This window comes from Sorangiineae bacterium MSr11954 (assembly GCA_037157815.1).
Taxonomy (GTDB): domain Bacteria; phylum Myxococcota_A; class Polyangia; order Polyangiales; family Polyangiaceae; genus Pendulispora; species Pendulispora albinea.
This window is the reverse complement of sequence record CP089984.1, coordinates 11541802-11554925: the sequence shown is the minus strand read 5'-3', so window position 1 is coordinate 11554925 and position 13124 is coordinate 11541802. Positions and strand designations below refer to the sequence as shown.

Annotated in this window: 16 protein-coding genes; 8 read left to right on the top strand and 8 right to left on the bottom strand. The window is 65.0% G+C overall.

The features are described 5' to 3' along the window. Together LZC94_45385 and LZC94_45380 are read right to left on the bottom strand one after the other, a co-directional pair. Positions 1 to 831: an alpha/beta hydrolase gene (locus LZC94_45385; GenBank protein ID WXB15041.1), complete on the bottom strand. Its 831-nt coding sequence runs from the start codon at positions 829 to 831 to the stop codon at positions 1 to 3. Between the two features lie 26 nt (positions 832 to 857). Next, the gene (locus tag LZC94_45380; GenBank protein WXB15040.1) at positions 858 to 1451 is read right to left on the bottom strand and encodes a hypothetical protein; all 594 of its coding nucleotides are present in this window, start codon (positions 1449 to 1451) and stop codon (positions 858 to 860) included. A gap of 21 nt (positions 1452 to 1472) precedes the next feature. Between LZC94_45380 and LZC94_45375 the strand changes: the two genes are divergently transcribed. The 4 genes from LZC94_45375 to LZC94_45360 all read left to right on the top strand — a co-directional run bounded on the left by LZC94_45375 (position 1473) and on the right by LZC94_45360 (position 4586). Next, positions 1473 to 1793, top strand: coding sequence for a hypothetical protein (locus LZC94_45375; protein ID WXB15039.1), 321 nt, complete (start codon positions 1473 to 1475; stop codon positions 1791 to 1793). A 56-nt stretch (positions 1794 to 1849) separates the two neighbouring features. Continuing rightward, positions 1850 to 2785, top strand: a complete 936-nt coding sequence (locus LZC94_45370; GenBank protein WXB15038.1) for a DMT family transporter — start codon at positions 1850 to 1852, stop codon at positions 2783 to 2785. Positions 2786 to 2879: 94 nt separating this feature from the next. After that, positions 2880 to 4190 (top strand): iron-containing alcohol dehydrogenase, encoded by a 1311-nt coding sequence (locus LZC94_45365; GenBank protein WXB15037.1) that lies wholly within the window; start codon positions 2880 to 2882, stop codon positions 4188 to 4190. 21 nt (positions 4191 to 4211) lie between these two features. Beyond that, on the top strand, positions 4212 to 4586 hold the full coding sequence (locus LZC94_45360) for a hypothetical protein (GenBank protein ID WXB15036.1): 375 nt from the start codon (positions 4212 to 4214) through the stop codon (positions 4584 to 4586). Here LZC94_45360 and LZC94_45355 read toward each other — a convergent pair. Together LZC94_45355 and LZC94_45350 are read right to left on the bottom strand one after the other, a co-directional pair. Next, on the bottom strand, positions 4583 to 5443 hold the full coding sequence (locus LZC94_45355) for a TauD/TfdA family dioxygenase (protein ID WXB15035.1): 861 nt from the start codon (positions 5441 to 5443) through the stop codon (positions 4583 to 4585). The two genes, LZC94_45360 and LZC94_45355, sit on opposite strands and share 4 nt — an antisense overlap. Next, complete coding sequence (locus LZC94_45350; protein WXB15034.1) at positions 5440 to 6411, bottom strand: helix-turn-helix domain-containing protein; 972 nt, start codon at positions 6409 to 6411, stop codon at positions 5440 to 5442. Before LZC94_45350 ends, LZC94_45355 begins: the two co-directional genes overlap by 4 nt. Positions 6412 to 6593: 182 nt before the next feature. On the opposite strand from LZC94_45350, the gene LZC94_45345 reads away from it, so the two are divergent. The 3 genes from LZC94_45345 to LZC94_45335 all read left to right on the top strand — a co-directional run bounded on the left by LZC94_45345 (position 6594) and on the right by LZC94_45335 (position 8055). Next, positions 6594 to 6962, top strand: a complete 369-nt coding sequence (locus tag LZC94_45345) for a hypothetical protein (protein ID WXB15033.1) — start codon at positions 6594 to 6596, stop codon at positions 6960 to 6962. Then, the gene (locus LZC94_45340; GenBank protein WXB15032.1) at positions 6959 to 7264 is read left to right on the top strand and encodes a DUF3817 domain-containing protein; all 306 of its coding nucleotides are present in this window, start codon (positions 6959 to 6961) and stop codon (positions 7262 to 7264) included. Before LZC94_45345 ends, LZC94_45340 begins: the two co-directional genes overlap by 4 nt. Before the next feature lie 248 nt (positions 7265 to 7512). Then, positions 7513 to 8055, top strand: a complete 543-nt coding sequence (locus LZC94_45335) for an endonuclease V (protein WXB15031.1) — start codon at positions 7513 to 7515, stop codon at positions 8053 to 8055. Here LZC94_45335 and LZC94_45330 read toward each other — a convergent pair whose 3' ends face one another. The 4 genes from LZC94_45330 to LZC94_45315 form a co-directional block, all read right to left on the bottom strand. Beyond that, on the bottom strand, positions 8056 to 8766 hold the full coding sequence (locus LZC94_45330; GenBank protein ID WXB15030.1) for a class I SAM-dependent methyltransferase: 711 nt from the start codon (positions 8764 to 8766) through the stop codon (positions 8056 to 8058). A gap of 638 nt (positions 8767 to 9404) precedes the next feature. After that, complete coding sequence (locus tag LZC94_45325; GenBank protein ID WXB15029.1) at positions 9405 to 9683, bottom strand: DUF2277 domain-containing protein; 279 nt, start codon at positions 9681 to 9683, stop codon at positions 9405 to 9407. A 1164-nt stretch (positions 9684 to 10847) separates the two neighbouring features. After that, positions 10848 to 11132, bottom strand: coding sequence for a hypothetical protein (locus LZC94_45320; protein ID WXB15028.1), 285 nt, complete (start codon positions 11130 to 11132; stop codon positions 10848 to 10850). Beyond that, the gene (locus LZC94_45315) at positions 11119 to 12102 is read right to left on the bottom strand and encodes a LysR family transcriptional regulator (protein WXB15027.1); all 984 of its coding nucleotides are present in this window, start codon (positions 12100 to 12102) and stop codon (positions 11119 to 11121) included. Before LZC94_45315 ends, LZC94_45320 begins: the two co-directional genes overlap by 14 nt. 54 nt (positions 12103 to 12156) lie before the next feature. Here LZC94_45315 and LZC94_45310 point away from each other — a divergent pair, with 54 nt between their 5' ends. Beyond that, positions 12157 to 13098 (top strand): NAD-dependent epimerase/dehydratase family protein, encoded by a 942-nt coding sequence (locus tag LZC94_45310; protein WXB15026.1) that lies wholly within the window; start codon positions 12157 to 12159, stop codon positions 13096 to 13098. Positions 13099 to 13124 lie beyond the last annotated feature (26 nt).

The following is a 13124-nucleotide window of genomic DNA, read 5'->3' as shown; positions in this document are numbered from 1 at the left end:
TCAGGAGGGCTCCAGGGACAAAAACTCCACCACCGCTCGATTGATGGGCGTGACCGCACGGCATACGTCGTGATGGTCGGCCACCGGATCGAGCCGGAGCTCGCTCCTTCGCAGCTTTCCTTGAATCAGCTCCGAGCTCCGCACGGTGACCTGCTCGTCGCGCTCTCCGACGATGACGAGCGCGCGATGCTCCACCTCGGGTGCGATGCGGAGAAACTCCATTTTCCGGTAGCTGATGTAGTTCACCGCGAATCGGTGCAAATACTCCGGCCGCGAAAACGGGAGCGCCGCGCCCGCGAGGACGGTGTCCCCTTCGGGCACCTCCCTCGGGGTCAGCTTGGAGAAGATGGCCGCCGTGTGCGCCTTGCTCGTCGCCGCGAAGACCAAGAGCTCGTCGAGGTCGTTCTGGAAGCGCGTTCGCGCGCAGACCGACGGCGGCAGCACGTATTCACCGCTCACCAGCGCCAATCGGCCGAACCGATCGGGGTGCTCGTGCGCGGCCAAGAGCGAGATCCCCGCGCCGGAGCAATAGCCGATCACGTCCGTGCGCGGAATTTCGAGCCGCGAAAGGACGCTGATCATATCGGCCACGTGCATCTGCGGCGTGATCGCATCGACGTCCGGGTGCAGCTCCGGATCGTCCACGATGATCCGCGCTTCCCAGGTCACCACGTTGAAAGGGCCGGCCAGCTCGGTCAGAAAGGGCCGGGCCATATCGAACTTGGATCCGAATGGCAATACGAAGGTGACCGTGGGCTTCTGCGCGTCCCGTCCGCTGAAGAACGCGCGGACGCGATGCCCGTCGGCGCTGGGGACCAATATCTCTTGCATCGTTCGACGCTTCTAAGCTCGGTCGCTCAGTTGAACTGCGCCCAGCCGCCGTCTTGCTCGATGAGGAAGGTGCCGATGGTCTGGCGCGGCGACGCACATTTCTCGACCGCGTGCAAATAGCGGCTATTGAAGATGCACATCTGCCCGCTGCCGGGCGTGATGCGGAGGAACTTGGCGTCTTTGGCCGCCGCGATCTGCTGCGTCTCCGCGTACTCGGAGGCGAAGCGATCGAGCTCGTCGCGGGACTTGACCGTCACGTCCCACATGACGAACCCCGCTTGGTTCTCGGACTTTTGAATCAAAATGAAGGCGCCGACCTGCTCCTTGTTCAAGTTGATCGGCCAGCGCGGATCGCGCCCGAAGTCGATGGCGTCGCAATGCGGCGCGAAGCTGTAAGGCGCCGAGTCGAAGGCCGGATATTCGCGCTTGGTGGCCAGCAGCAGCTCGGCGACCTCACCGAACCGCAGGGGCACGGCGCCGAGGTTCTCGTTGAAGAATCGGCAATATCGCGTCTTCTTCATGGAAGGGTTGACGCTGTTCGAATATGCGAAATAATCACCGATGTTCTGTAGGAGCTTGTCGCTGGCCGAGCGCTGCACCTGTCCGATAGTCTGCTTCAACGCGCTCGTATAGAGGCCTTTGTGGTAGCCGTGACCGGTGATCAATTCCGGGAATCCCGGATCGTTCCACCACAGCTCGACTTCACCATCGGGAATGGCATCCACCAGAATGGCGGCAGTGACACGATCCCGCGCCATTTCCACGGCGGTCTTCAACGTGAGACGCTCACGTCGACGGCTGCCGTCAAAGCTCAACAGTTCGGCATTGAATTCTTTGTTCATGGGGTATTCGACCTTGTGGGGGCCGCAAACCGCGGCAAAGTCCATGTCGAGATGGAGGAAGAATCTCCAAAATTCGAGAGTAGCGATATGCCCGGGTCACCTGGACCGCGCCAGGAATAAGATATTCTTCGCGCGCGCTAGCGGCCCTGATTGGAAGTCGTGGTACGAATAAAGACATGACGCAATCGGCAACCCCAGTCAGCAAGGAACGGGTCGGCGTGATCGAGCTCACGATGGCCATGATCCTTTCGGGCACCATCGGCGTGTTCGTGGTCGAGTCCACCGCGTCGTCATTCAACGTCGTATTTTTCCGCTGCATCTTTGGCGCGATCTGCCTTGGCTCCTACTGCGCCTTCCGCGGGTTCTTCAAGGAGACCGGCTTTACGGCCAAGTCCCTGGGACTTGCGGCGCTCGGCGGCGTATTCATCGTCTTCAACTGGGCGTTTCTCTTCAGCGCCTATCGCTCCACATCCATCTCGGTGGCGACGGTCGTCTACCATACGCAACCCTTCTACGTGCTGCTCCTCGGCGCGATCATCTTCCGCGACAAGATCACGGCGGGGAAGGTGGCGTGGGTGCTCGTGGCCTTCGTGGGCGTTGTGTTGGTCACCGGCTTGTCGGTCGCGGATCTCGAGGGAGCGAACGCCGCGTACCTGCTCGGCGTCGGCAAAGCGCTGCTCGCCGCGGTGTTCTACGCGTTCGCCACCATCATCGCCAAACGGCTCAAAGGCATTCGCCCGCACTTGATCGCGCTCACCCAGGTGCTGGTGGGAATTCCGCTGCTCTTCCCCTTCACGACCTTGAGCGAGGTAAACAACCTCGGCGTGAAGTGGGGGTGGCTGGCCGGGCTCGGCCTGATCCACACCTGCATCATGTACATCCTTCTGTACTCCTCGTACCAGAAGCTCCCGACGCCGAAGATCGCCGTGCTGTCCTTCACGTACCCGGCGGTCGCGATCATCTTCGACATGGCGGTCTACCACACGCGCATCACGGTGCTGCAAGCGGTGGGCATCCCGATGATTCTGATCGCGGGCCTGGGCTTGAACCTCGGCTGGAGCATCTTGCCGCGCCGCGCGGCGGCCGCACCGGACCCGGCCAAATCGAGCTAGCGGCACCGCTCCTCTCGGAGGACTCTCCTCCTTCGCACGATCCGTGCGAGAATCGCGCCCGTGAGCGATTCCGCTCGGATCGAGTGAGGACGACATGGGCTGTGGTCATTATTATGCAGACATCACGGGCGACACGGCGTTCGCCGTGGACACCAACGCGCTGAAGTACGGGTCGGGCGTTCTGCGCGAGATTGGCGACGACGCTCAGGTCCTGGGGATGACGCGGATCATGCTGCTCACCGACCGCGATCTGGCCAAGACCGCGCACGTGGCCGTCGTTTGCGAGGCGCTCGGGGCCGCGGGGGTGGACGTGGTCGTCTACGACGAGGTCGCGGTGGAGCCGACGGACACGTCGTTCCTTCGGGCAGCCGCGGCAGCGCGCGATGGTCGGTTCAATGGCTATGTCGCCGTCGGAGGCGGGTCGGTCATCGATACGGCAAAGGCCGCCAATCTGTACGCGACGTATCCGGCGGATCTCTTGGAGTACGTAAACCCGCCCATCGGGCGCGGTAAGCCGGTGCCGGGCCCTCTGCCGCCGCTGATCGCGTGCCCGACCACGTCCGGCACCGGCTCGGAGTGCACGCCAATCGCTATTTTCGATTATACGGCCATGCACGCCAAAACGGGAATCGTCTCGCGTCGGATGCGGCCCGCGCTGGGGCTCGTCGATCCCGACGTGACGAGCACGTTGCCGTCCACGGTGGTGGCTTGCAGCGGCTTCGACGTGCTCTCGCACGCGGTCGAGTCCTTCACCGCGCTGCCGTACACCAAGCGTGCAAAGCCTGCGCAGCCGCGCCTTCGCCCCGCGTCGCAGGGGGCCAATCCGTACAGCGACGTCGCGTGCACCGAGGCGATGCGGCTGACGGGCGAGTACATCGTTCGAGCGGTGAACGATCCGAAGGACACCGAGGCGCGCGAGCGCATGATGTTCGCATCGACCCTGGCGGGCATCGGCTTCGGCAACGCAGGCTGCCATGCGCCCCATGGCATGTCGTACTCGGTATCTGGGTTGGTCAAGAGCTTCCACGCGAGCGGCTATCCGGAGAAGCCGCTGGTCCCCCATGGAATGTCGGTGGTGCTCAACTCGCCGGCCGTGTTCCGCTTCACCGCGCACGCGTGCCCGGAGCGGCACCTCGAGGCCGCGCGCCTCCTCGGAGCCGACGCGAGCGACGTGAAAAACTGCAGCCTCGAGGACGCGGGGCGTCTCCTGGCGAGCGCGATCCTTCGTTTGATGAAGGCGACCCACATTCCCAACGGGCTCCAAGGCGTGGGCTACGCAGAGGCCGACATTCCGGAGCTGGCCAAGGGGGCCTTCCCGCAGCACCGGCTGCTGAAGAACGCGCCGTGCGAGATCACGTTGAGCGATCTGGAGGGGATCTACCGCGACGCGCTTCGCTATTGGTGATGGCACCGGGGCACCCTACCCATGCGGGCATGGAACGACAGGTCGAAGAAGGTCATCCCGATCCTGCGCGTGAACGACGCCGCCAAGGCGGTTGCCTGGTACGCGCGGCTAGGTTTCGTGAAGGAGTGGGAGCACCGGTTCGAGCCGGGCTTCCCCGCCTTCGTATCCATCGCGCGGGGCCGCGTTCGGCTTTTTCTCTCGGAGCACACGGGCGACGCGCGCCCCGATACGCTCCTTTATCTGCGCGTCCTCGCGATCGATGCGGTGGAGCGCGAGTTCGGCGTGACCGCGGAGGAGGCGCCGTGGGGCGCGTGGGAGCTCGAGCTGCGCGATCCCGATGGCAATCGGCTGCGCATCGCCGGGCCGATTCCATCGGCGGAGGGGGCGAGCGGCTAAGCGAGCTCCGGACGCGCGTCCCCCATGCGTACGAGGATCAGGCGCTCGTCGCCTTCGATGGCGCGGCGGCCGTGCATGCAGCGCGTGTTGTCGATGAGGAGGACGTCGCCGCGTTGCCAACGAATATCCACGGTCAGTCCATCGGCAACGGCAGCGGCGTGTCGGAGCAGCTCGGAGGGGACCGGGCTGCCATCGGCACGTCGGGCAGCGGGGCCGGTCGGGTCCTCCTCCTGGAGCAAAAGATAGTTTGCAAATGCCCATTTGCCGCCGATCGAGCCGCGCTGGAGGCTCGATGTTCGGTATTCGATGTGCATCGTCTCCGCCTCGAACCAATGCCTCGTTCGCGCACGTTCACCGGCTCGCTCGAGCATGCCATCCATGGCCGCGGTGGCATCGACGGGGGAATCTGCGCTCCAGAGGCGCTGCCACATGGGTCTTTCCATCGTGGTATGCCAGAGCAAGGTCATTTCCTCCCAGCGCTGCACATGCTCCGCGGGAAGCGCCTCGACGATGGCAGCGCCATCGCACAGCGTCGTGGCGCCGCCCGACGTGGGCGGTGTCAGGCAGCCGAAGAAGAGCAACTCCGGCCGGGCCGGAAGATAGGCGCGCTCGGAGTGTAGCCCGATGCGCTCCGTGCCTCCGCTCACGCCCTGCGTGGTGTCATCGGCGCTAAAACGTCGGCGCGACGGGTCCTGATGCACGCGAAAGCGCGCGGCGAACCGTGAGGTGAGCGCCTCGAGCTCGGCGGGCGTCGTCGCCGCCTCCTTCAGCAGCACAGCGCCCGAGGCGCGCAGCGCGCTCCAGATGGCCGGCAGCTCCTGGTTCCACGTTGCGACGGCGGGGAACATCGCGCTCATCTTACCGCTCCTTGGTACGACAGCTCGTTGGGTGCGCGAAACGCGCGCCGGTAGGCCTGCGGGCTGGTGGAAACGATCCTGTGAAAGTGATCGCGAAACGCGGTGGCCGAGCCGAATCCCACTTTGGTGGCAACGGCTTGTACGGAGTACGCCGTCGTCTCGAGCAGGTGCTGCGCGCGGCAGACGCGGGCGCGGAGCAACCATTGGAGGGGCGTGGTGCCGAGCTGCTCGCGAAAGCGGCGATTGAGCGTTCGCACACTGAGCGCTGCGCGGCCGGCCATGTCTTCGACGGCCAGCGGCTCGTGAAGGTTCTCTTCCAGCCATCGCAAGAGCGGCTCCAGCGAGGATCCGTCGGGCGCGGGCGGCGGGTGCAAGATGAACTGCGACTGGCCTCCCGCGCGCTCGAGGGGGGTCACGGCCATGCGCGCGGCGTCGGCCGCGACGGCCGATCCATAGTCACGGCGCACCATGTGGAGGCACAGATCGAGGCCCGAGGCTGCCCCCGCCGAGGTGAGAAATTGGCCGTTGTCGACATAGAGAACATCGGGATCGACGCGAATGGCCGGATAGCGGCGCGCGAGCTCGCCCGCGGAGAGCCAATGGGTGGTGGCGCGGAGCCCGTCGAGCAGCCCGGTCGCAGCCAAAAGAAAGGCGCCGGTGCAGATCGATGCCACGCGCGTGCCCGATGCGGCGGCCGCGCGAATGGCCTTCACGAGCTTCGCCGGAACCGGCTGCGTGGGGTCGGCCACGCCCGGCAGAACGATGGTATCGGCGCGCCCGAACTCTGAAAGTCCCCATCGGACCCGCACCTGAAAGGCGCCTGCGTTCACCTCGCCCGAGACTCCGCATACGCGCACCTGATAGCCCGGCCGCCCATCCGGCAATCGTACCCGGCCAAAGACGTCGCATGGCATCGACAAGTCGGACGGGATGACCCCGTCCAGGGCCACGATGACCAAGGCATGCATGGCATGATCGTGCCATTTCATCGACTTTGGGCCAACTGCCATTTTTGGCGCCATTTCGAGGTCATTTTATCAGGATCGGCGATATTTTCCGCGATCTGGCTTGGCCGAAACCCGTTGAATGTTGTCCTTTTGGCCAGTGGTCGGAGTGGCGGGCGCGTGCGATAGTATCGGGCGGAAGCCACATGCTCACCTACCGTCTCCTGCATTTGCTCAAGTTCCTCGGCGTCATCCTCTACGCAGGTGGTCTCATTGGCAGCTTCGTCGCCACATCGCTGCCCGAGCGCAAGCGCGCCGTTCACGCCATCGCCTCGCCCGGGCTCTTGCTGACGTGGGTGACCGGGTACCTCCTGACCACGCAGCTGAACGTTCCTTTGACGGAGCTTTGGATCGTTGGGGGAATCGGTTTTTCGCTGCTGTCCCAGCTGGCGCTCGTCCACAGCGTCTCACGCGACCGGCGCACGGTGGGCGCGTTTGCCTTCGCGTTCGGGCCCCTCTTCTTGGTGCTTCTGTTGATGGTCTTTCGACCCACCTGGGCGAGCTTCGCATCATGAGCGCGCTGCGTACCCTTCGTCTCGTAGGGTTGCTGGAAGGGGTTTCCTTTCTGGTGCTCCTCCTGGTAGCGATGCCGCTGAAGTACATGGCCGGTCTGCCAATTGCGGTTCGCATCGTCGGCAGCCTCCACGGGCTTCTCTTCCTGATGTTCGTCTCGACCCTCTTCCGAACGGCCACCGAACGTCAATGGCCACTTCGTCGTTCGCTCCTGGCGTTCGGCGCGTCGCTCGTCCCCGGCGGTACGTTCGTCCTCGATCGAGCGCTGCGGCGCGAGCTCGCCGACGCGGTCGGACACGGATAGGTTCGGACACCGCCCGACAGAGACTCTGGTTCCACGAAGGATGGGACGAGCGCGGGACAACGTGCATTCTGCAAAGGATCGGCTGCTCCTCACGCGTCGACTTCGTCGCTCGTGAGCGGGGTCCCCATACGACGGAATCGGGTGAAACGGCCCACGAGTTCGCGCATGCATCGGCGGAGGCGCGGAGTGCGATTGGGTCGAGGCGAGAGATGCGGCTGCGTGCTTACCCGCAGTAACCCTGTCGCGGCTTGACCCGAGGCCGCGCGGTGCGCACGCTCACCCGCGTGCACCGTGCTCCGAAGGTTTGCGTCGATGTCGACTACCGCGACGATTGTGTCGTCGCGGCATGCGTGGGCTTTCACGCGTGGACGGACGATCAGGCTGCATTCGAAACGAAGATCCGCTCCGAGTCGGCTGCCGCAGCCTACGAGCCGGGGCAGTTCTATCGACGGGAGATGCCCTACGTCCTAGGTTTGCTCGAGCGGCTCGATGCCCGTCCCGCGATCATCGTGGTGGACGGCTATGTGACGCTGGATCAGGGCAAACCAGGATTTGGCGCGCACCTTCACCAGGCGCTGTCGGGTCGATGTGCCGTCGTGGGGGTGGCCAAGCGCCCCTTTCGCAACGCGACGAGCGCGGTGGCCGTTTTGCGCGGTACGAGCCACCAGCCGCTGTTCGTCGACGCCATCGGGGTGCCGCTCGACGAAGCCGTCGATGGCGTTCGCGCGATGCACGGCGCCCATCGTGTGCCTACGCTCCTGAAACGGGTCGATCGGCTTTCGCGTTCGTAGTCATTCTCGAACCATGCGCCTCGGCTTACGAGCCGTAAAGAGCGCGACCACCCCTTCCTGGCGTACCACGACGTCGTCGAAGGAGGCGCGCAGTGCGTCTTCGAGCTCTTGGCGTGTGTCCGACGCATTTCCGAAGATGCCTTTGTCGTTGTACACCTTCAACAAGAGTCGCCCAAAGGCGTTGTGCTCCGCGCTCGGGCCCAAAATGGTGCTGCCATACAAAACGCCGTCCTTCGCCACCAGGGGTGCCAGATTCGCAATGGCGCGCGCTTTGTCTGCCATTCGGCCGGGCAAACAGTGAAGTAAAAAGAAGAGCGATATCGAATCGAACTCCACCCCGGCGGAAAATGACAAAGGCTGCATGACGTCGGCCTCGCGTAAAATCGCCGAGACCGGCTGAACGCGTCGTGCTGCCGCCTCCAGGCTGTTGCGATTGAGGTCGAGGAAGGTAATCGTCCGGTCGGAGCTCCAACCTGCGTGGGCAGGGTAATACCCCGTTCCTACTCCAACATCGAGATGCCGCTGCCCTGCGTGCTCGCGAAAGAACGCGAGCTGCCTGTCGGCGGAACATCGCCACACGAACCGATTCGAAAATCCGAGCACCCAAAAATCGTAAACACTCAACGCCGCGCGCGAGTACACCGCAGCGCCCGCCTTCGTATCCAGAGTTGGCATGTCTCGACTCCTAGTGCCGACAATCGGCAGAACCAAGGGTGCAATTCCGCCCCTCGTCGGAATTCGCCGACGGCGCCCCTACGACCGTCGTCCCTCGTCGCGTTCGCGCCATCGACCACTCGGACGCGACGTTCACATTTGCCGCGGCACCTGCCTTGGGGGTGGGCCACAAACGGCGCCGCAGACGTGGTCGATAGCCGGCGGCGCAGGTGATCGACAAACGGCGGCGCGAACGAAGCGCTCCGCGCAATCGCACACGTGCTGCTGCTGGTCTTTCTTTCAACCAGACGAAAAGGTGGAAGCATAAGGTCCGGTGGAAGCGATCAGTTCTAGCAGCTGCCCCAACGAGGAATTCAGCCACCGGTCTGCGCCCGCTGCGTAACCCATCACCCGTCGCGTGTACGTCCTCGCTTATCCCGACTCCCAATGGGAACTCTGTCTGGCGGAGCTCACGAGGCACGCGGGGGCTGTTGACACCCGATCGTACCAAAGGTCAACCCATCGTCTGCGGCCTTGCGACGCGACGTCCGGAGCGCCGCGCCATTCGACCTACTCGCCCCTTTGCGAGACGGAGACCAACGCCGCCAACGGCCATTTATTCGAGAATAACGTAGTTTCACACCTCCCCCGCCCTGTCCCGGACAGAATTCCTCCTGTCCCGGACACCCTTACCGTCAGGCGACCCGCGCCCCGTAGCGCTTGGCTCCGCGCGCCTTCGCCTTGGCAGCTTCCCCCTCGCGGGTACGCGGCGGCGAATGCGTCTCCATTTCGCGCACGAGCGCGCGCGTCACCCGCGCCACGTCTTCGACGGCTTGCTCGAAGAGCGCTTCGTTGGCCTTCGACGGCTTGCGCGTACCGCTCACTTTGCGCACGTATTGGAGGGCAGCAGCCCGAACCTCTTCGTCCGTGGTCGGCGGCTCGAAGTTGAGGAGAACGCGAATGTTGCGACACATACCAGGATTGTACCATGATCGAAGCGATCCTCGAGGTCCACACCCCCGATGGTACCGTGAGCGTCCTTTCAAAGCGCCCCCGCTCCGAGCGCCCATTGCCCGTGGTGCTCCTCTTTCATGACGGACCCGGCGTGCAAGCCACCCACGGCGTCGCCCGCCGCATCGCAAACGCCGGGTACTACGCGCCCGCACCAGATCGGTACTACGGTACGAAGCTTCGTACACGTGCCGCCCGAAGATTTGATGCGGCCAGCCCCGACTCCGAGCTCATAACGAACTTTTTCTGCATGGCTCACGCCGGATCGGTACCACCGGTACCAAGGTTTGTGCACGCCCCGAAAGATTTGGCCGCGGCCGGCCCCGACTCCAAGCTCATAACGAACTTTTTCCGCATGGCTCGCGCCAGATCGGTACTACCGGTACCAAGGTTCGTGCACGTACCGCCCGAAAATTGATTCGCCACCGCTCCCGACTCCGAGCTCTCGACGAACTTTTTCCGCATGGCTCACGCCGGATCTGTACCACCGGTACCAAGGTTCGTGCACGTACCGCCCGAAAATTGATTCGCCACCGCTCCCGACTCCGAGCTCTCGACGAACTTTTTCCGCATGGCTCACGCCGGATCTGTACCACCGGTACCAAGGTTCGTGCACGTACCGCCCGAAAATTGATTCGCCACCGCTCCCGACTCCGAGCTCTCGACGAACTTTTTCCGCACGGTCACCGACACGACGGATTAACGCGTGCACACCGACGGCGATGCACTCCTCGCGCACCTCACCTCCAACCCGCCATCCCCTCACGGCCCGATGGAATGCATCGCCTATTGCAATGCATACGCACCGCACCGTGCACCAAGTCACGCCCCTCCCAAGCATTCGCCGCAAGCGCCCGCACTCATCCCTCTTTCTGCGCCTCGAACGACCACGAAGATGCCAACGACTCCGCACCTTCGCGAGCATCGCCTCGACGGAGAGCTCCACATCGCCTTCGGCCAATCCGGGCCCTCCCTCGAGCACAATCGCCCTACGCCCGAGCCCCCCAACTCCGACATTCTCCCGAACGCCGATCCCAGCTTCGCCATACCCCGCCCGAGTTACCACCAAGCCGCCCCCGCACACGCTCGAGCGAAACCCCGCCCCTCGGCGCGAACGCATCAGCGCCTCACTTCACGGCCGCGCCACCCTGCTCCGCCCCCGCGGCAGACGCCGCAGCCTTCGCCGGCGTAGGACGCGCCGGAAGCTTGAAATCGCCAGGCGATCCCGACGGCAACGGCACCGCAAACCGCACCTCGGTCGGACCTTGCTTCACCGGCTTCGGACGGTTCGACGCCAGCGCGATCATGAAGGCGATCAGCGCGCCGAGCACGATGATGGGCCGAAGCGCCCCCGCGAAGGCCCCCCGCCACGATCGAGCCTCAGGGCGGAGCACATAATCAAACATCGCCACGGTTCACCTCGCTCTCCGCTGCTCCTCCGCGCGCAGTGTACGATTGGGACGACCTTGCGTCCATGACCCTTCGAAACTCCTCGGCCAGGAAGCTCCAGACCACCGCCACGCGCGGAACATCGCGCAGCGCCCGGTGCCCAACGAGCCAGAGCGTATCGATCGGCCACGCCTGTGTATCTGGCTCGAGCGCCTCCGCGAAGCGAACGGGCCGCAGCTTTCGCAGAGGCCCGTAGGGTGCCGGCACGAGCAGGATCCCCAAACCGGCATCGGCCGCCGTGAGCTGCGAAGCGAAATGGCTCGTGCGAAGGACGATGTCCGCTTTGGACGCGTAGCGTGCGACCCACTTCGAGGGCCCGAAGCTCGAAAGATCGCGGTCCCAGGTGATCCACGGAGCGTCCGTCCACCTTCGGAGCCGCCCCAGTTGCTTCACTTGATCGGGCGACCCCATGACGATCCAGCGCGCGCTCGCGATCTTCGTCACCAGAAGCTCTGCCCCCTGGGGCGGCACCGATCGAAGCGCCAGATCGGCCTCGTAGCGCGTGAGATCGCGCGGCTGCACCGACGCATCCAGCTCGATGCGGATCTTTGGATAGCGCGCGCGAAGACGCGGGAGCGCGGGCGCGACGAATGCGTCGGCCATGCCCGGCGCCACGCTCATGCGAACCACCCCCTCCGCCTCGGCCTCCACGTCGGATGCTTCGCGGGTGAGCCGGCCGTGGGCCGCCTCCATGGCCTCGGCCGCGGCGAGAACGCGCTCGGCTGCCCCCGTCGGCAAGAGCCCCTCGCGCGTTCGCTCGAAGAGCCGCACCCCCATCGTCTCCTCGAGCACGGAGACGCGACGGCTCACCGTAGACGTATCGAGGCCGAGATGCGCCGCCGCCGCCCCGAGGCTCTTGTGCCGATGTGCCGCGAGGAAGATGCGCACGTCGTCCCATCGCGCTTCCGCGGCATCTTGCATTTTTGCGCTCATGCTTTGCAACGGTGCCGCTTCATTTGCGACAAAGCAAGTTTCATCTTACGGACCATGACTCGCGAACGTCCCCTTCACGTCATTCTCGGCGCCGGGCAAATTGGCTCGCTCCTCGCCACCGCGCTTCTCGAGCAGGGGCACCGCGTCCGGCTCGTTCGAAAAGGCCCGGCCGGCCAGGCGCTCCCCAACCTCGAGCACGAAAGCGGCGACATCACGGATCTCGCGTTCGCCGAGCGCGCGACGCGCGGCGCCAGCGTCGTCTACGACTGCATGAACCCGCCGTATCATCGGTGGCCCGAGCTCCTGCTCCCCATCGCCAAGGGCGCGCTTCACGGCGCCGCCCGCGCGGGCGCCAAGCTGATCGCGCTCGATTGCCTCTACATGTACGGCCGCCCGACGGGGCCGATGGACGAGGACACACCGATGAACCCCTGCAGCAAAAAGGGCGCGCTGCGCGTCGAGCTCGCGAACATGCGGCTCGCGGCACACGCGCGCGGCGAGGTGCGCGTCGCCATCGGACGCGCGAGCGACTTCTTCGGCCCGAACCTCCCCTACTCGGCGTGGAGCGCCCGTTTCTTCGAGCGCGTCTACGCCGGCAAGCCCGCCGAGTGCCTGGGCAATCCCGATATGCCGCACTCCTATACCTACGCGCCCGACATCGCGCGCGCCCTCGTCACCCTCGGCGAACGCGATGACGCGCTGGGCCGCGCCTGGCATCTTCCCACCAGCCGCGCAGAGAGTACGCGCGCGCTCGCACGCCGCATCGGCCGCGCCCTCGATCGCGACGTCAACGTCGTGCGCGTCCCCAAGATCGCGCTGCGCGCCATGGGCGTCTTCGTCCCCTTCCTCCGCGAGGCCGTCGAGATGACGTACCAGTGGGAGGTCCCCTTCGTGCTCGACGACACCCGCTTTCGCACCACCTTCGGCGTCGGGCCGACCCCCATCGACGATGCCGTGGACGACACCGCCGCTTGGGCGCGGCGGCAGTTCTCGTAAGCCCTCCGCGAGAACCGCCGCGCCGC